General features: G+C 73.2%; 15 protein-coding genes. 7 read left to right on the forward strand and 8 right to left on the reverse strand.

Features of this window, described 5'->3' with window-relative positions:
* Positions 1–117 precede the first annotated feature (117 nt).
* The 3 genes from HD597_RS29330 to HD597_RS29340 are packed head-to-tail and all read left to right on the forward strand — an operon-like array spanning position 118 to position 3,727.
* A complete protein-coding gene (locus tag HD597_RS29330; protein ID WP_253746142.1) occupies positions 118–645 on the forward strand; it encodes a PadR family transcriptional regulator in 528 nt (175 codons plus the stop codon).
* Positions 642–1,322, forward strand: coding sequence for an ABC transporter ATP-binding protein (locus HD597_RS29335; RefSeq protein WP_253746143.1), 681 nt, complete (start codon positions 642–644; stop codon positions 1,320–1,322). Before HD597_RS29330 ends, HD597_RS29335 begins: the two co-directional genes overlap by 4 nt.
* Positions 1,319–3,727 carry an FtsX-like permease family protein gene (locus HD597_RS29340; protein WP_253746144.1) on the forward strand — a complete coding sequence of 803 codons (2,409 nt, stop codon included), beginning with the start codon at positions 1,319–1,321 and terminating at the stop codon, positions 3,725–3,727. The genes HD597_RS29335 and HD597_RS29340 overlap by 4 nt, the downstream gene beginning before the upstream one ends.
* Before the next feature lie 30 nt (positions 3,728–3,757).
* Here HD597_RS29340 and HD597_RS29345 read toward each other — a convergent pair whose 3' ends face one another.
* A complete protein-coding gene (locus tag HD597_RS29345) occupies positions 3,758–4,525 on the reverse strand; it encodes a MerR family transcriptional regulator (RefSeq protein ID WP_253746145.1) in 768 nt (255 codons plus the stop codon).
* Positions 4,526–4,668: 143 nt separating this feature from the next.
* Here HD597_RS29345 and HD597_RS29350 point away from each other — a divergent pair, with 143 nt between their 5' ends.
* Together HD597_RS29350 and HD597_RS29355 are read left to right on the forward strand one after the other, a co-directional pair.
* Positions 4,669–5,727 carry an LLM class flavin-dependent oxidoreductase gene (locus tag HD597_RS29350; RefSeq protein ID WP_253746146.1) on the forward strand — a complete coding sequence of 353 codons (1,059 nt, stop codon included), beginning with the start codon at positions 4,669–4,671 and terminating at the stop codon, positions 5,725–5,727.
* 49 nt (positions 5,728–5,776) lie between these two features.
* Positions 5,777–5,929, forward strand: coding sequence for a hypothetical protein (locus HD597_RS29355; RefSeq protein WP_253746147.1), 153 nt, complete (start codon positions 5,777–5,779; stop codon positions 5,927–5,929).
* 8 nt (positions 5,930–5,937) lie between these two features.
* Here the strand turns inward: HD597_RS29355 and HD597_RS29360 are convergent, their stop codons facing one another.
* Both HD597_RS29360 and HD597_RS29365 read right to left on the reverse strand, forming a co-directional pair.
* Positions 5,938–7,368, reverse strand: a complete 1,431-nt coding sequence (locus HD597_RS29360) for an APC family permease (protein ID WP_253746148.1) — start codon at positions 7,366–7,368, stop codon at positions 5,938–5,940.
* Positions 7,369–7,417: 49 nt separating this feature from the next.
* Positions 7,418–8,050, reverse strand: a complete 633-nt coding sequence (locus HD597_RS29365) for a pyridoxamine 5'-phosphate oxidase family protein (RefSeq protein ID WP_253746149.1) — start codon at positions 8,048–8,050, stop codon at positions 7,418–7,420.
* Between the two features lie 126 nt (positions 8,051–8,176).
* Between HD597_RS29365 and HD597_RS29370 the strand changes: the two genes are divergently transcribed.
* Both HD597_RS29370 and HD597_RS29375 read left to right on the forward strand, forming a co-directional pair.
* Entirely contained in the window at positions 8,177–8,782 is a 606-nt protein-coding gene (locus HD597_RS29370) for an acyl-CoA-like ligand-binding transcription factor (protein ID WP_253746150.1), read from the forward strand.
* A 105-nt stretch (positions 8,783–8,887) separates the two neighbouring features.
* Entirely contained in the window at positions 8,888–10,468 is a 1,581-nt protein-coding gene (locus tag HD597_RS29375) for an MDR family MFS transporter (protein ID WP_253746151.1), read from the forward strand.
* A 192-nt stretch (positions 10,469–10,660) separates the two neighbouring features.
* Here HD597_RS29375 and HD597_RS29380 read toward each other — a convergent pair whose 3' ends face one another.
* The 5 genes from HD597_RS29380 to HD597_RS29400 are packed head-to-tail and all read right to left on the reverse strand — an operon-like array spanning position 10,661 to position 15,695.
* Entirely contained in the window at positions 10,661–11,341 is a 681-nt protein-coding gene (locus HD597_RS29380; protein ID WP_253746152.1) for an ABC transporter ATP-binding protein, read from the reverse strand.
* A complete protein-coding gene (locus tag HD597_RS29385) occupies positions 11,334–12,272 on the reverse strand; it encodes an ABC transporter ATP-binding protein (protein WP_253746153.1) in 939 nt (312 codons plus the stop codon). The genes HD597_RS29380 and HD597_RS29385 overlap by 8 nt, the downstream gene beginning before the upstream one ends.
* Positions 12,269–13,180, reverse strand: a complete 912-nt coding sequence (locus tag HD597_RS29390; protein WP_253746154.1) for an ABC transporter permease — start codon at positions 13,178–13,180, stop codon at positions 12,269–12,271. The genes HD597_RS29385 and HD597_RS29390 overlap by 4 nt, the downstream gene beginning before the upstream one ends.
* Positions 13,180–14,157, reverse strand: coding sequence for an ABC transporter permease (locus tag HD597_RS29395; protein ID WP_253746155.1), 978 nt, complete (start codon positions 14,155–14,157; stop codon positions 13,180–13,182). The genes HD597_RS29390 and HD597_RS29395 overlap by 1 nt, the downstream gene beginning before the upstream one ends.
* On the reverse strand, positions 14,154–15,695 hold the full coding sequence (locus HD597_RS29400) for an ABC transporter substrate-binding protein (RefSeq protein WP_253746156.1): 1,542 nt from the start codon (positions 15,693–15,695) through the stop codon (positions 14,154–14,156). Before HD597_RS29400 ends, HD597_RS29395 begins: the two co-directional genes overlap by 4 nt.
* Positions 15,696–15,699 lie beyond the last annotated feature (4 nt).

Below are 15,699 nucleotides of genomic sequence, written 5' to 3' on the forward strand. Positions count from 1 at the left end.
CCTGGCGCGCGTGGGCGGCCGCACGCGCTGGACGATGATCAAGACGGGCTTCTTCCGAGTGCTCCCCGGCTTGCGGCTATCCGCCGGGGTTATACCTCCGGTGTATAGTCACCGGTCATGAGTGTTCCCCTGGCGCTGCTCGGCCTGCTCGAACGCGAGCCGAGCCACGGCTACGACCTGAAGCGTGACTACGACACCTTCTTCGGCCGCGGCAAGCCGCTGCCGTTCGGGCAGGTGTACTCCACGCTCGGCCGGCTCTCCAGGGACGGCAAGGTCACGGCCGGGCAGAGCGAGCCGGGCGACGGGCCCGACCGCAAGCGTTACGCCATCACCCCGCTCGGCACGCAGGAGGTGGAGGCGTGGCTGTCGGAGCCGGTGGCGGCGGAGCCGTACCTGCAGACGGTGCTGTTCACCAAGGTCGTGCTGGCGCTGATGCTGGGCCGCGACGCGGCCGGCTATCTCGACCTGCAGCGGGCCACGCACCTGCGGCGCATGCGGGAGTTCACGCAGATCAAGCGCACCGGCTCGCTGACCGACGCGCTGCTGGCCGACCACGGCATGTTCCACCTGGAGGCGGACCTGCGCTGGATCGACGTCACGCAGGCGCGGCTGGGCGCGCTGGCGGCCATGGTGCGTGAGGCATGATCCTCCGTGCGCGGGGGCTCAGCCGCTCCTACGGGCGGACGCCGGCGTTGCGCGAGGCCGACCTGGCGGTGGCCGCCGGGGAGATCGTGGCGGTCATGGGCCCCAGCGGCTCGGGGAAGTCGACGCTGCTGCACTGCCTGGCCGGGATCTTCACGCCCGACAGCGGCGAGGTGTGGTTCCGCGGGCGGCGGCTGGACACGATGAGCGACGCCCGGCGCACGGAGCTGCGGCGCACCGCCTTCGGGTTCGTCTTCCAGTTCGGGCAGCTCGTGCCGGAGCTGACCGCGGCCGACAACGTCGCCCTGCCGATGTTGCTGGGCCGCACCAGGCGCAGGGACGCCTACCGGCGGGCCGGAGAGTGGCTGGAGCGGCTGGGGCTGGCGGAGCTGGGCGGGCGGCGCACGAGCGAGCTGTCGGGCGGCCAGGCCCAGCGGGTGGCGATCGCCCGGGCGCTGGTGACGGGGCCGCGGGTGCTGTTCGCCGACGAGCCGACGGGCGCGCTCGACTCGCTGACCGGCGAGCACGTCATGGAGCTGCTGGTCGGGCTGGCGCGCGAGGAGGGCACGACGGTGATCGTGGTGACGCACGACGCGCGGGTGGCCTCCTTCGCCGACCGGGAGGTCATCGTCCGCGACGGCCGCGTCACCGACCCCTACGCCGGCATGGTCACATCATGATCATCCTGGGGCTGCGGCTGTCGCTGCGCGGTGGCAGGGAGGCGGTGGCCCGGCTGGCGCTGATCGTGGCCGGGGTGGCGACCGGCGTCACGGTGCTGCTGACCACGCTCTCCCTCTTCAACGCCTTCCAGGCCACCACCGCACGCCCCTGCTGGGAGTGCACCGCCGGCACCGCGCCCGGCGGCCGGACCCTCGACGCCACCGGCACCGCGCCCAGCGGCCGGACCATCGGCGCCGTCGCCGCCGGCGCCCTGTGGAGCTACCGGGAGGACTACTACGCCGGGCAGGAGATCAAGCGGCTGGACGCCGCCGCGCTCGGCGGGCGGGCGCCGGTGATCCCGGGCCTGGCGCGCATGCCCGGCCCCGGCCAGTACTACGCCTCCCCCGCGCTGGCCGGGCTCCTGGACTCGGTGCCGCGCGAACGGCTGGCCGACCGCTTCCCCGGGACCCGCGCGGGGATCATCGGCCGGGCCGCCCTGTCCGGGCCGGACGAGCTGGCCGTCGTGGTGGGGCGGACCCCGCAGGAGGTCGCCGCCCTGACGGGGGCGCGGCAGGTGGACACGGTGGAGACCGCGTCCGCCGCCTCCCTGCTCAACGACGACACCGACATCTACCGGTTCGGCTTCGCCGTGGCCGCCATCGGCCTGTTCGTCCCGCTGCTCGTGCTGGTGAACGCGGCCACCCGGCTGGCCGCCGCCCGCCGGGAGGCGCGATTCGCCGCGTTCCGGCTGGCCGGCGCCACGTCCCGCCAGGTCAACGTGCTCGCCGCGGTGGAGGCGGCGCTCGGGGCGCTGCTGGGCGCGCTGCTCGGCGTCGCCCTGTTCCAGCTCGTACGGCCCGCCGCGGCCATGGTCCGCGTCACCGGCTCCCGGTTCTTCCCCGAGCTGGTCGTCCCGGCCTCCTGGCAGTACGCGGCCGTGCTCGCCGGCGTCCCGATCCTGGCGGGGTGCACGGCGCTCTGGTCGCTGCGCCGCGTGCGCGTCTCCCCGCTGGGCGTGGCCAGGAAGGCCGCCGGGCGCCCGCCCCGGGCCTGGCGGGTGATCCCGCTGTTCACCGGGCTGGCGCTGTTCGCCGGGCCGGTGTTCCGGGGGGACGGGCGCGAGCCGGACGCGCTGCTCGCCTGCGCGGCCCTCGCGCTCATCATGATCGGGCTGATCCTGGCGGGCCCGTGGCTGACGATGCTGGCCGCCCGGCTCGCCGCCCGCGTGACCGGGGGTGCGGCGACCCTCCTGGCGGCGCAGCGGATGGCGGCCGATCCGAAGGCGGCCTTCCGGTCGGTGAGCGGGCTCGTGCTGGCGGTGTTCATGGGCACGGCGATCGCGGGCATCGTGCCGGCCGTGGTCTCCGGGCAGCAGGCGGTGGCCGGCGGCACGCTCAACGGCGTGCTGCGCGCCCCGCTCACCCCGACCCCCGGCACGGGCGGCCTGGCGCCGCAGGACGGAGCCGAGCTGCTGGCCCGGCTGCGCACCCGCCCCGGCGTCACCGTACTGCCGATCTACGCCCTGCCCGGCGGCACGGACCAGCCGGCCCGCGACGACGCGGGACCCCCCGCATCCACGGACGCGACCGGCCCCCGGACACCCAGCGCGGCGGACACGACCGGCCCCCAGCCGCCCAGGGCCGCGGACGCGGCCGCCCCTCCGCCGCCCGGGATCGCGGACGGGCCCGTGCCGGGCGACGGCCGCCCGCCGCCCAGGACCGCCGCCGACTGCGCGAGCCTGGCCCGCTACCCCGTGCTCGGCCGGTGCCCGGCGGGCGCGCAGGCCGTGACGGGCTACTTCGAGCGCCTCGTCGAGGCCGACAACCCGCTCACCGTCGACAGGCTCCTCCCCTTCGCCGCGCCCACCGGGCAGGCGGTCTCCACGGACGGCCTCGGCCTGGCGGCCGTCCTGGTCGGCATGGACGACCCGGGCACGCTGGAGGAGCTGCGCACGCTGCTGGCGCGCTACGGCGCCGGCGCGCCGATGACCTTCGCCGAGGTCGCGCAGGCCAGGGCAACGCTCTACACGCAGGCCGAGCACATCGCGCTGGCCATGGTCGCGCTGACCCTGATCGCCGGCGGGTGCAGCCTGGTGGTGGCGGTGGGTGGCGGGCTGATGGAGCGCAGGCAGCCGTTCACCCTGCTGCGGCTGGCCGGCACCCCGGCCCGCACCCTGGCGGCGGTGGTGCTGCTGGAGTCGGCGCTCCCGCTCGTCCTGGCCGCCGCCGTCGCGGCCGGCGCGGGCTTCGGCGTGGCGGGGCCGTTCGTGGGCGAGCTCGCCATGAGGGGCGTGTCCCTGGCCATGCCGGGGCCCGTCTACTTCGCGACCGTGGGCGGCGGCCTGGGCGCCTCCCTGCTGGTGATCCTCACGGCCGTGCCGCTGCTGCGGCACATGACCGCGCCGGATCACGCGCGTTTCGAGTAGGAGCTCCGTGAAGCCGCCTATCCCGGCACCTCAGCTCAGGCGGGCCCGCGCGTACGCGGCCATCGCGTCGCCCATGTACGCCGCCAGCCCCTCGGCCACCCGCTCGTAGTTCGCCCTGAACCGCTCGTCCTCGGCCTGCATCCGCCCCAGCCGGGTGTACTCCGCCGCGCTCGGCGTCCAGAACCGGGTCATCTGCCGGTAATGGCCGTCGAGCACGGCGAGCACGGCAGGGTCGTCGGCCGCCGTGCCGGCGGCCATGAGCTCCGCCATGCGGATCATCCCCGCGGTGGCCTCCTGCTGCATCCGCTCGATCTCCTCGTGAGAGGCGGTGTCGAGGAGCTCCTGCTGCCCGGCCCGCTCCCAGTGCTCCGGCCACCGTTCGCGGGCCTGCGCGCCGTAGCGGACGGGGTCGAAGCCTTCGAACAGGTTCTCCGGTCTGCTGATTCTGGACATGCCGTTCTTCCCTTCGCTCTGCTCGAGTTCGGTGAGGGTGCGGGCGACCATGCGGGCCACCGCGTCGAGCCGGTCGCGCTCCAGCAGCAGCCGGCGATGGTGCTCGCGCAGCGCCGCCGCGGGGTCGGTGTGCCGGTCGACGATCGCGGCGATCTCGGTGAGGCCGAGGCCCAGCTCCCGCAGCACGAGGATCTGCTGCAGCCGCAGGAGCTGGTCCTCCTCGTAGTGGCGGTAGCCGTTGGCGCCGACCCGGGCCGGCCGCAGCAGGCCGATCTCGTCGTAGTGGCGCAGCGTTCTGGACGTCACGCCCGACATCCGCGCGACCTGCGCGATCGACCACGTCATGGGCCCCACCCGTCCCCGCTCTTCACCGGGCCGGATCTTCCGGCTCGTTCACGACGGTAGGAGTTGACGTAACGGCAGAGTCAAGAGGCGATCAGGGCGCCGCAGAATTGAACTCTACCTACCTGAATAATAGGTTTAGTGGCATGAGCCTCCAGTTCCTCTGGTACATCCCGAACCAGGCCCGGCCCGGCCATCGCGGCGACGACGCCGTCGCAGGTCACAACAGCCTGGCGACCCTCAGCAGCCACGCCGAGGCCGTGGAGCGGCACGGCTGGGCCGGGGCGCTCATCGGCGCCGGCTGGGGGCGGCCCGACACGTTCACGGTGGCCACCGCGCTGACGGCGCGCACGACGACGTTCCAGCCGCTGATCGCGGTGCGGCCCGGCTACTGGCGCCCGGCCCCGTTCGCCTCCGCCGCCGCCACCCTGGACCACCTCAGCGGAGGCCGGGTGCTGGTCAACATCGTCTCGGGCAAGGACGACCCGGCCGCGTACGGCGACAGCGAGGGCGACCAGGCCCGCCGCTACGCCCGTACCAAGGAGTTCATGCGGCTCGTGCGCAGGCTCTGGACCGAGGAGCACGTCACCCACCACGGCGAGCACTTCAGCGTCACCGGCTCCACCGTGGAGCCGCGCCCGGTGGTGCTGGGCGAGCGCAGGCACCCCCGGCTCTACTTCGGCGGCGCCTCGGAGGCGGCCGAGCGGGTGGCGGCCACCGAGGCCGACGTCCAGCTCTTCTGGGGCGAGCCGCTCGACGGCGTCGCGGCGCGCATCGAGCGGCTCAGGCGGCTCGGCGAGCGGCTCGGGCGCGAGCTCCCGCCGCTGGAGTTCGGGCTGCGGGTCACCACGCTGGTCCGCGACACCACCGAGCAGGCCTGGGCGGACGCCGAGGCCAGGGTCGCCAGGATGGCCCGCGGCGCCGTGGCGCGCGACGTGGACTGGCAGGCCGCCGTCGGCCAGCGGCGGCTGCTGGACCTGGCCGCGCGGGGAGAGGTGCTCGACGGCAACCTCTACACCGCCCCCGGCCGGTACGGCGGCGGCGGCGCGGGCACCACCTGGCTGGTCGGCTCGGCGCAGGACGTGGCCACGTCGCTGCGCGACTACCAGGCCCTCGGCATCACGCACTTCGTGCTCTCCGACACCCCCTACCTGCCGGAGATCGAGCGCCAGGGCGAACGGCTGCTCCCGCTGCTGCGGGACTGAACGAGTGCCGTGCGCCCGGCCCGCGGGCCCGTCCTGTTAGCGTCGGAGCATGTCAGAGGGTGCGGAGCACGGCGCGACGCCCCCGCGGGGGCCTGCCGGATGGCGTCGCGCGCTCATCGTGATCGGCATGATCGCGCTGTTCGCGATCCTGCTGGCGACCGGCGTGCTGTCCTTCCTCCTGGTCAACGCGACGACCCGATGAGCCGCCGGTCAGCGGCTCACGCTCTCCCGCCGGCGGGCGAGCCAGGTGACCAGCCACAGGACCAGGCCGATCGCCAGGAGCACGCCCGCGATCTGGTACTGGCCGGCCGGGCGGCCCGACGACCAGGGCAGCACCAGGTACAGGCATGTGATCGTGCCCAGCACGGGCAGGACGCGGCCCGCGTTGAAGTGCTTGACCGCGGACTGGTCCCTGCGCAGGACGAGCACGGAGACGTTCACGGCGGCGAAGACGGCGAGCAGGAGCAGCGAGGTCGTCCCGCCGAGCAGCGCCACGACCGGGCTCTCCGGGTCCAGCGAGACGAATGTGATGAGCCCCATGGCGATGACGGTGGTGAACAGGATCGACGCCTCCGGCGTGCGCCGCCGGGGATTCACCTTCGCCAGGAACGCCGGCAGCACGCCCTGCTTGCCCATGCCGTACAGGAGCCGGCTGGCCATCAGCATGTTGATCAGCGCGGAGTTCGCGACGGCGAACATCGAGATGAACGGCAGCAGGTCGGCGATCGGGAAGCCGGGGGTGGCGGTCTGCACCACGGTCGCCAGCGGGGTCTCGCTCTCGGCGAGCACGCCGACGGGGACCACGGCCACGGCGCAGATGGACACCAGGACGTAGATCACGCCCGTGATGCCGAGGCCGGTGAGCATGATCCGGGGGAAGATCCGCGCCGGGTCCCTGGTCTCCTCGGCCATGTTGACCGAGTCCTCGAAGCCCACCATGGCGAAGAAGGCCAGCGACGTGGCCGTGCTCACCGCCAGGAACACGCTCTTGTCGGCCGCGGTCTCGAAGGCGACGACCCGGGAGAAGTCGGCGTTGCCGCCGGCGATGAACCACCCGCTGAGCAGGATGACCAGCAGCAGGCCCGAGAGCTCGACCGACGTGAGCACCACGTTGATCTTGACGCTCTCGCCCACGCCGCGCAGGTTCACCGCCAGGACCAGGAGCATGAAGCCCAGGGCGATCGCCAGGATGACGCCGTTGCCGACGTCGAGGCCGAACCCGGCGGCGAGGTTGGCGGCGAAGGCGCGCGAGGCCGCCGAGGCCGAGGTGATGCCGGAGCACATCACGGTGAAGCAGACGAGGAAGGACACGATGTGCACGCGGAAGGCCTTGTGCACGTAGAGCGCGGCGCCCGCCGCCTGCGGGTACTTCGTGACCAGTTCGAGGTAGGAGCAGGCGGTGATCGCCGCGACCACGAAGGCGATGGCGAACGGCAGCCAGGCCGCCCCACCGACCTCGCCCGCGACCTGGCCCGTCAGGGCGTAGATCCCGGTGCCGAGGATGTCGCCGATGATGAAGAGCAGCAGCAGGCCGGGACCCATGACCCTCTTCAGGCCGGGCTGGTCGGCGTCGTGCGCTTGCGTGGGACTGGAAGGACTGCTCTGGGAGGGGGTGGCCATGGGATCATCCCGGTCCGTCATCCCGCCAGCCTATGCTTTCACGGGCCGTCGGAGCCCGTGATTTCCGGAGTCAGTATTGGTTCATCTTGGCGTCCATGGCGAGCCCCGCGTCGATCACCTTCGCCGGCACGCCCTTGAGGCCGATGTGGTCCTTGGCGATCTGCCCGAGCGTGGGCAGGCTCCCGCGGTCCGGCCAGGTCCCGGGGTCCCACAGCGACGAGCGCAGGAACGCCTTGGCGCAGTGCATGTACAGCTCCTGGACCTCGACGAGCAGCGCCAGCCGGGGCCGCTTGCCCTTGACCACGAGGTCGTCGAAGAACGGCGCGTCGGACACGAGCGTCGCGCGCCCGTTCACGCGCAGCGTCTCGTTCATCCCCGGCACGATGAACAGCAGCCCCGCGTGCGGGTTGAGCAGCACGTTGCGCAGGCTGTCGACCCGGTGGTTGCCGGGCCGGTCGGCGAGCACGAGCCGCTGGTCGTCGAGGACCAGCACCGAGCCGGCGGGGTCGCCGCGGGGCGAGACGTCGCAGGTCCCGTCGGGGTTGGAGGTCGCGAGCAGCAGGAACGGCGAGTGGGCGATGATCGTGCGCGCGTGCTCGTCGATCCGCGCGATGTCCTTGTCCCAGATGGTCTGGGGCGGCTCTTTCACGATCTCGCGGAGCTCGGCCTCGGTCGTCACCGTACGGATCTCAGAAGGTTGCACCACCCGAATATAGGCAAGCCTAACCTTCGTCGTCGAGCCGGTGCGGCCCTGTGATCTGCGGCACTTCAGATCCTGAAACATTGCAGATCCTGAAATTTTTCCCCTAGTCTCAGCATTGTGACCATCGTGGACAGTGCAGAGGAGCTGGGTCGCAGGGATCGAAAGAAGCTCGAGACCCGTGCGGCGCTGGAGCACGCTGCCCTGACGCTGGTCGCCGAGCGCGGCCTGGCGGCGGTCACGGTGGAGGACATCGCGGAGGCGGTCGACGTCTCCTCCCGTACGTTCTTCAACTACTTCCCGTCCAAGGAGGACGCGCTCATCGGCTCGGGCAAGGCGTCCGCCGCCGAGCTCTGTCAGATGCTGGACGCCGTGCCCGCACGGGTGCCCGTCCTGGAGGCGCTGCGCCTGATGGCGCGGGCCGAGGCCGAGCGCGTGCAGGAGCAGCGTGAGCAGTGGCTGCTGCGGCTGAAGGTGTTCGAACAGAATCCGTCACTGCTCCCCCGGCTCGTCGCCAGCGGCAGCGAGACCGAGCGGGCCGTGATGGTCGCCGTCGCCCGGCGGGCCGGCGTCACGCCGTGCACGAGCGGATATCCCGAGCTCGCCACCGCGGCCGCCCTGGCGGCCTTCCGGGTGGCGATGCTGCGCTGGAGCGCCGCGCACGGGCGCACGTCCCTGGCCGGCCTGGTGGACGAGGGCTTCGACCAGCTCGCCGCCGGCCTGCCCAACCCGTGACCGTCCCGGTCGCCCGTCCCCTTCCGTAAACGTTTCCGTACTGCCGGTGTCCGCGGGAGCCCGCGCGGCGCGCGGACCCTTCCCTGCCCGAGAAATCGAGGAAAGATGACAACCACCAGCGCGCAGCCCGAGCCCGCGGCCGCGACGCCGACCTCCAGGAGAAAGGTCCTGCAGGCGCTGTCAGGGCTGATGGTGGGCATGTTCGTGTCCATCCTGGCCTCGACCGTCGTGGCCAACGCCCTGCCCCGCATCATCACCGACCTGCAGGGCTCGCAGACCGTCTACACCTGGATCGTCACCACGGAGCTGCTGGCCATGACGGCCACCGTGCCGCTCTGGGGCAAGATGGCCGACCTCTACAGCAAGAAGCTGCTGATCCAGCTCTCGCTCGGACTGTTCGTGGTCGGCTCCCTGATCGCGGGCCTGACGCCGAACGTGGAGATCCTCATCGTCAGCCGCGCCGTGCAGGGCATCGGCGCGGGCGGCATGACCGCGCTGTCCATGGTCGTGATGGCGGCCATGATCCCGCCGCGTGAGCTGGGCCGCTACTCCGGCATCTTCGGCGCCGTGTTCGGCATCGGCACCGTGGCCGGGCCGCTCATCGGCGGCGTGCTCGTGGACACCTCCTGGCTCGGCTGGCGCTGGTGCTTCCTGCTCGGCGTGCCGTTCACGATCGTGGCCATCATCCTGCTCCAGCGCACCCTCGACCTGCCGGTGGTGCGCAAGGAGGTCAAGGTCGACTACCTGGGCGCCCTGCTCATCACGGTGGGCGTCTCCACGCTGCTGATCTGGTCGTCGCTGGCGGGCAACCAGTTCGACTGGGGCTCCTGGCAGACGGCCGCGCTCGTCGGCGGCGGCGTGCTCGTCCTCGCGCTGGCCGTCTTCGTCGAGTCGCGGGCGGCCGAGCCGATCATCCCCCTCGCCATCTTCAGGAACCGCACCGTCGCCCTCGCCACCGTGGCCAGCGCCCTGGTCGGCGTGGCGATGTTCGGCGGCACCGTGTTCCTGTCGCAGTACTTCCAGGTGGCGCTCGGCAAGTCGCCGACCGTCGCCGGCCTGATGAGCCTGCCGATGGTGTTCGGCCTGCTGATCTCCTCGACCGTGGCGGGCCAGCTCATCACCAAGACCGGCCGGTGGAAGGGCTTCCTGGTGGCCGGCGGCGTCGTCATGCTCGGCGGCATGGGCCTGCTCGGCACCATCGACGGGCAGACCGGCACCGTGCTGCTCGGCGTCTACATGGCGGTGCTCGGCATCGGCGTCGGCATGCTCATGCAGAACCTGGTGCTCGCCGCCCAGAACGACGTGCCCGCCCAGGACCTGGGCTCCACCACCTCGGTGCTGACCTTCTTCCGCAGCATGGGCGGCACGATCGGCGTCAGCGCCCTGGGCGCCGTGCTGGCCAACCGCGTCACCACGCTCCTGACGGAGAAGCTCGGCCCGATGGCCGCCGCCGGCGGCGGGGGCGGCGACGCCCACGCCGTGCCCGACATCTCCGAGCTGCCCGCTCCCGTCGTGCGCGTCATCCAGGACGTGTACGCCACCGCCACGGCCGAGCTGTTCCTCATCGGCGTGCCGCTGACCGCGCTGGCGCTGGTGGCGGTGCTGTTCATCAAGGAGAAGCCGCTCGCCACGCTGTCGGGCGAGGAGCGGCTGGCCCGCGAGCGCGCCGCGTCCGCCGGCCACTGAGCCGGACCGGGGCGGGCACCTCGGCCCGCTCCACGGCCGGCCGCCGACCGCCACGGGGGCGGGGTGACGGCGCGCCGGCCGGCCGTGCGGATCCCGATGCGGGGTCCGCACGCGTCGCCGCGGCCTCCGTGCAGGTCCCGATGCGGGATCCGCACGCGTCGCCTCGGCCTCCGTGCGGTGCTCCCGTACCTGTCAGGCGGCCGCGGGGGTCTGCTGCCAGTCGCGGACGTTGCCGTCCGCCCAGCGGTGCAGCAGCTCCGCGTCGTGGCTGATCGCCAGCACCCCCGCCCCCGTACGCTCCCGGTACGCCTCGATCCGCCCCACCAGGTGGGCCTGCGTCGAGGCGTCCAGCATCGTGGTCATCTCGTCGCAGATCAGGTAGCGGGGCTCCAGGGTCAGTGCCCGCGCCACGCAGGCCCGCTGGAGCTGCCCGTCCGACACCTCGTGCGGGCGGCGGCCGAACAGCTCGGGGGTCAGCCCCAGCTCCTCCGCCAGCTCGTGCGCCCGGTCCAGGGGCCGCCTGGCCGCGCGCAGCGGCTCGGCGACCACGTCGAAGAGGGTGAAGCGGGGGTCGACGGCGAGGCGGGGCTGCTGGAAGATCAGGCCGATCGCGGTGCGCTGCGGCGCCCGGTGCCGCCAGCCCGTCACCGGGCGGCCGTCCAGGGTGATCGTGCCCGCCGCCGGTTTCAGGAGCAGGGCCAGCACGCGGGCCAGCGTCGACTTGCCGCATCCGCTGGGGCCCGCCAGGCCGAGCACCTCACCTGGGCGCACCGACAGGCAGGCGCGGTCGAGCACCCGGTGGCGGCCGAAGGAGACGGTGATCCCGTCGGCTTCCAGACCGCCGCCGGCTTGGAGCACGGTGGTTTCAGGCATGGTGGCAGGCCACCCTCTTCCCGTTCATGAGCGGCTGGTCCTCGCACGCGGCGGTCGCCAGGGGACAGCGGGGCAGGAAGGCGCAGCCGTCCGGGAGGCGGGTGAGCTCCGGTGGCCGGCCGGGGACGGGGACGAAGCGGCGCGAGGGGAGCGCGTCCAGCAGGCCCCGCGCGTACGGGTGGAGCGGGCCGGAGAAGAACGGCCCCGCCTGCGACAGCTCGACGATGCGGCTGGCGTACATGACGGCGATCTCGTCGGCCACGCGCTCGGCGGCGCGCAGGTCGTGCGTGATGACCAGCACCGCGCGGCCCTCGTCGCACAGGCGGCGCAGCTCGGCCATGGTGGCGTCCACGAGCGGACGGTCCAGCCCCGTGGTGGGCTCGTCGGCGACGATGAGCGGCGGGTCGCCGGCCAGGGCGAGCGCGTTGGCGACGCGCTGCGCCATGCCGCCCGAGAGCTGGTGCGGGTAGCGGTCCAGGTCCTCGGGCCGCAGTCCGGCGCGGCGGGCGAGGAGGTCCGGCGTCTCGGTGCGGCCGAGCTCCCGCAGCGTCTCGGCGAGCTGGGCGCGGGCGGTGCGGACCGGGGTGAGGTGGGCGGCCGGGCTCTGCGGGATGAGCCCGACGAGCCGGCCCCGCACCTGCCGCGCCAGGACCTTCTCCGGCGCCGCGACGAGATCCAGCGAGCCGCCCGCCGGCTCGGAGGCGGGGTCGAGGGCGTCGTCCTGGTCCAGCCAGGCGTGGCCGGTGACGGTGGCGTTGCCGGGCAGGAGTCCGAGCAGGGCGTGGGCCATCACCGACTTGCCGCACCCCGACTCCCCCACCAGCGCCAGGCACCGCCCCTCCCGCAGCTCGAACCGGGCGTCCGTGACGGCGTGCACCTCCGCGCCGGGAAGGTGGAAGCGTACCGACAGGCCGTCCACGCGCAGCTTCACAGGTCGAGCTCCGATCTCCACCGCGGGTCGGCGCGGTCGCGTACGTGCTGGGCCAGCGACGACACCGCCAGCGTCGGCACCAGGATGAGCAGCCCGGGGAAGAGGCTGGACCACCAGTCGCCCGCCAGCAGCGACCGCTGCCCGTCGTTGATCATGTTTCCGAGCGAGGCCAGGTGTGGCGGCAGCCCGAGGCCGAGGAAGCTGAGCGCGGTCTCGTGCCAGATCGCGTGCGGGATCATCAGCACGGTCGCCAGCAGCAGCTGCGGCGCCAGGTTGGGCAGGAAGTGGCGGACGACGACGCGCAGCCGGCCGGAGCCGCCGGAGATGGCCGCGTCCACGAACGGCCGCCCGCGCAGCGACAGCACCTCCGAGCGGACGATCCGGGCGGCGGTCGTCCAGTGGGTGACGGCCACGGACACGACCACGGCGGTGGCGCTGGGCGCGAACAGGGCCACGATGAAGATCCCGAACAGCAGGTGGGGCAGCGAGTTGAACCCGTCCACGACCCGCATCAGCAGGCGGTCGGCGAGCCCGCCCGCGGCGCCGGCGGCGAGCCCGACCAGCCCGCCGACGAACACGCTGACCACCGCCGCCGCCAGGCCGACCAGCATCGAGACGCGCAGGCCGTAGATGGAGCGGAGCAGCACGTCCCGCCCGACCTCGTCGGTCCCGAAGGGGTGCGCGGGAGACGGCGGCAGGCCGGCCGAGCGCAGGTCCACGAGCTGCTGGTCGAGCCCCGCGCCGAGCGGCACCAGCACCACGGCCAGGACCAGCACGGACAGGACCAGCACGGCCAGGACCGGCACGGCCGGCGTGCCGAGCGCGAGGCGGCGCCGCCGGACGGGCCGCCGGGCCCCGCCGGTGCCGGCCGGGCGCCGTCCTGGCCTTCCCGTCCGAGTGGCGCCCATCAGCTCACCCCGAGCACGCGCACGCGCGGGTCGGCCACCGTGTACGCCAGGTCGGCCAGCAGATTCCCGGCCACCACGGCGAGCGTGGCCAGCAGGGTCAGCGCGGCCAGCAGCGGGAAGTCCACCGCCAGGGCCGCCTTGATCGTCGTCCCGGCGACCCCCGGCCAGGAGAACACGGACTCCACCAGGATCGCCCCGGTGACCAGCTCGGGCACACGCGCTCCCATGATCGTGATGAACGGCAGCAGCGCCGACCGCAGCGCGTGCCGTACCAGGACGGTGCGACCGCGCAGCCCGCGCGCCCGCGCCCCGGTGACGAAGTCCTCGCGCAGCACGCCGATGACCGACTCGCGCACGAACAGCAGCAGCCACGACGACTGCGAGAACGCCAGCACCCCGACCGGCAGCACCAGGTGCCGTGCCAGGTCGGGCAGCGTGACGGCGGTGGCGGCGGCGTCGGTGAGCCCGCCGGCGGGCAGCCAGCCGAGCGTCACGGAGAACACCCAGATCGCCAGCAGACCCACCCAGAACACCGGCGCGGCCTCGTTGGTGAAGGCCGTGCCGGTGACGAGCCGGTCGAGCCAGGAGTCGCGCCGCCAGGCGGCCAGCGTGCCGACGGCCAGCCCGGCGACGAGCATGACGACGAGCGCGCAGCCGACGACCAGCAGCGTCCAGCCGAGCCGTTCGCCGATCACCTGGGCGACGGGCAGCCGCAGCGAGCGGGACTCGCCGAGGTCGCCGGTGAGCAGGTTGCCGAGCCAGGTCGTGTACTGCTCCAGGAGGGGCCGGTCCAGCCCCCAGTTCGCCCGGATCTCCGCCATGATCCGCGGGTCGGTGACCATGGCCCGCTCCCCCAGGTACTGCCGTACGGGATCGAACGGGGACGCCTTGGCCAGCGCGAACATCCCGAACGTCACGGCCAGCAGCAGCGGCACGGCGAACGCCAGCCGCCACAGCACGATCCGCGCCCAGATCACGGGGCGGGCTTCCAGTTCACGACGGTGCCGAGCAGGCCGCCGGTGGCGTGCTCGTGGGCCTCGACGCCGGGGGTGAGGCCGCTCCAGCTCCCGCGTACGACGTAGGTGTGCTTGAGGTAGACCAGGTACAGCCAGACGGCGTCGTCGCTGATGCGCCGCTGCACCTCGTCGTAGACCTTCTTGCGCGCGGCGGCGTCGGCGGTGCGGCGGCCCCGCTCCAGCAGCCGGTCCACCTCGGGGCTCCTGTAGTGGCCGGGGTTGAAGTAGCCCTGGCCGGCGTAGGAGGAGTGGAACAGCTCGTAGTTGGTGTAGTCGGGGTCGTACGGGCTGCCCCAGCCCATGATCAGCGCGTCCCGCGACATGCGCTGGTCGATGGCGTCCCAGTCGAGCCCGGCGAGCCGCACGTCGATGCCGATCCGCTTGGCGTCGGAGGCCACGGCCAGCGCCAGCTCCTTGCGCAGCGAGTCGCCCGCCGGGTACATGAGCGTGAACCTGGCGGCGGTGCCGTCCTTGACCCTGGTGCCGTCGGCGCCGGCCTTCCAGCCGGCCTCCTCCAAGACGGCGGTGGCCCTGGCCCGGTCGGGGGCGGCGGAGCCGGTGACGGCGGGGTTGTGCCAGGAGGTGCCGGGCGCGATCGGCCCGAAGGCGGGCTCGCCCGCGCCGGCCAGGATCGCCGAGACCATGGCGCCCCGGTCCACGGCCAGGCCGAGCGCCCTGCGGATGGCCAGGTCGCCGGTGACGGGCCGCTCCAGCGGGAACATGACGCCCCGGTAGTCGGCGCTGGGCACCTCGTGGACGGTGACGCCCTGCTGGTTCCTGAACCGGGCCACGGCCTTGGGCGGCAGCTCGGTGGCGGTGAACTCGCCGGCCGCCATCCTGGTGGCGCGGGCGTTGTCGTCGGCGGTGTAGGCGAGGACGAGGCTCCCGATCGCGGGCCTGCCGCCCCAGTAGCGCTCGTTGGCCCTGAGGATGATCTTGTCGCCCTTGGCCCAGGAGACGAAGGTGTACGGCCCCGTCCCGACTGGATCTGCCGATATATCCGACTTGTCGGGGATGATGCCGAGGGTGGCGCGCTGCAGGATGGGCGCGTACGGATGCCTGAGCCGGAAGACGACCGTGCGCGCGTCGGGCGACTCCACCTTCTCGATGGCCGCGTAGTCGCCCCTGATCGGCGAGTTGTTGCCCGGATCGAGCACCTGCTCGTAGGTGTAGACGACGTCGGCGCCGGTCAGCGGCCTGCCGTCGTGGAACGTGACGCCCTGCCGCAGCCTGAACGTGACCTCCTCACCCTCGACCTCGGGCAGCGACTCCGCGAGCGCGGGCTGGAGCTTCAGATCGGGGGTGCGCCGGACGAGGCCGTCGTACATCAGCGAGCCGCCGTCCGCCGAGTAGCCGAGCACCGGGCTGAGCGAGTCGGGCTCCGAGCCCAGGCCCAGCACCGCGGTGTCCCGCACGGCGACGGACGGCCCCTCCGAGGGAGCCGAACACGCGCTCAGCAACAGGACGATTGCCCCGAACAGGGCCGATCTTCGCCTCATGGAG

It is taken from the genome of Nonomuraea thailandensis (genome assembly GCF_024172165.1).
In the GTDB taxonomy this organism is placed as follows: domain Bacteria; phylum Actinomycetota; class Actinomycetes; order Streptosporangiales; family Streptosporangiaceae; genus Nonomuraea; species Nonomuraea thailandensis.

Coding starts and splice junctions, on each gene's coding strand:
- HD597_RS29400 (WP_253746156.1), bottom strand. CDS start 15,695: ATGAGGCGAAGATCGGCCCTGTTCGGGGCAATCGTCCTGTTGCTGAGC.
- HD597_RS29390 (WP_253746154.1), bottom strand. CDS start 13,180: ATGGGCGCCACTCGGACGGGAAGGCCAGGACGGCGCCCGGCCGGCACC.
- HD597_RS29345 (WP_253746145.1), bottom strand. CDS start 4,525: ATGACGTGGTCGATCGCGCAGGTCGCGCGGATGTCGGGCGTGACGTCC.
- HD597_RS29355 (WP_253746147.1), top strand. CDS start 5,777: ATGTCAGAGGGTGCGGAGCACGGCGCGACGCCCCCGCGGGGGCCTGCC.
- HD597_RS29375 (WP_253746151.1), top strand. CDS start 8,888: ATGACAACCACCAGCGCGCAGCCCGAGCCCGCGGCCGCGACGCCGACC.
- HD597_RS29330 (WP_253746142.1), top strand. CDS start 118: ATGAGTGTTCCCCTGGCGCTGCTCGGCCTGCTCGAACGCGAGCCGAGC.
- HD597_RS29350 (WP_253746146.1), top strand. CDS start 4,669: ATGAGCCTCCAGTTCCTCTGGTACATCCCGAACCAGGCCCGGCCCGGC.
- HD597_RS29335 (WP_253746143.1), top strand. CDS start 642: ATGATCCTCCGTGCGCGGGGGCTCAGCCGCTCCTACGGGCGGACGCCG.
- HD597_RS29360 (WP_253746148.1), bottom strand. CDS start 7,368: ATGACGGACCGGGATGATCCCATGGCCACCCCCTCCCAGAGCAGTCCT.
- HD597_RS29340 (WP_253746144.1), top strand. CDS start 1,319: ATGATCATCCTGGGGCTGCGGCTGTCGCTGCGCGGTGGCAGGGAGGCG.
- HD597_RS29380 (WP_253746152.1), bottom strand. CDS start 11,341: ATGCCTGAAACCACCGTGCTCCAAGCCGGCGGCGGTCTGGAAGCCGAC.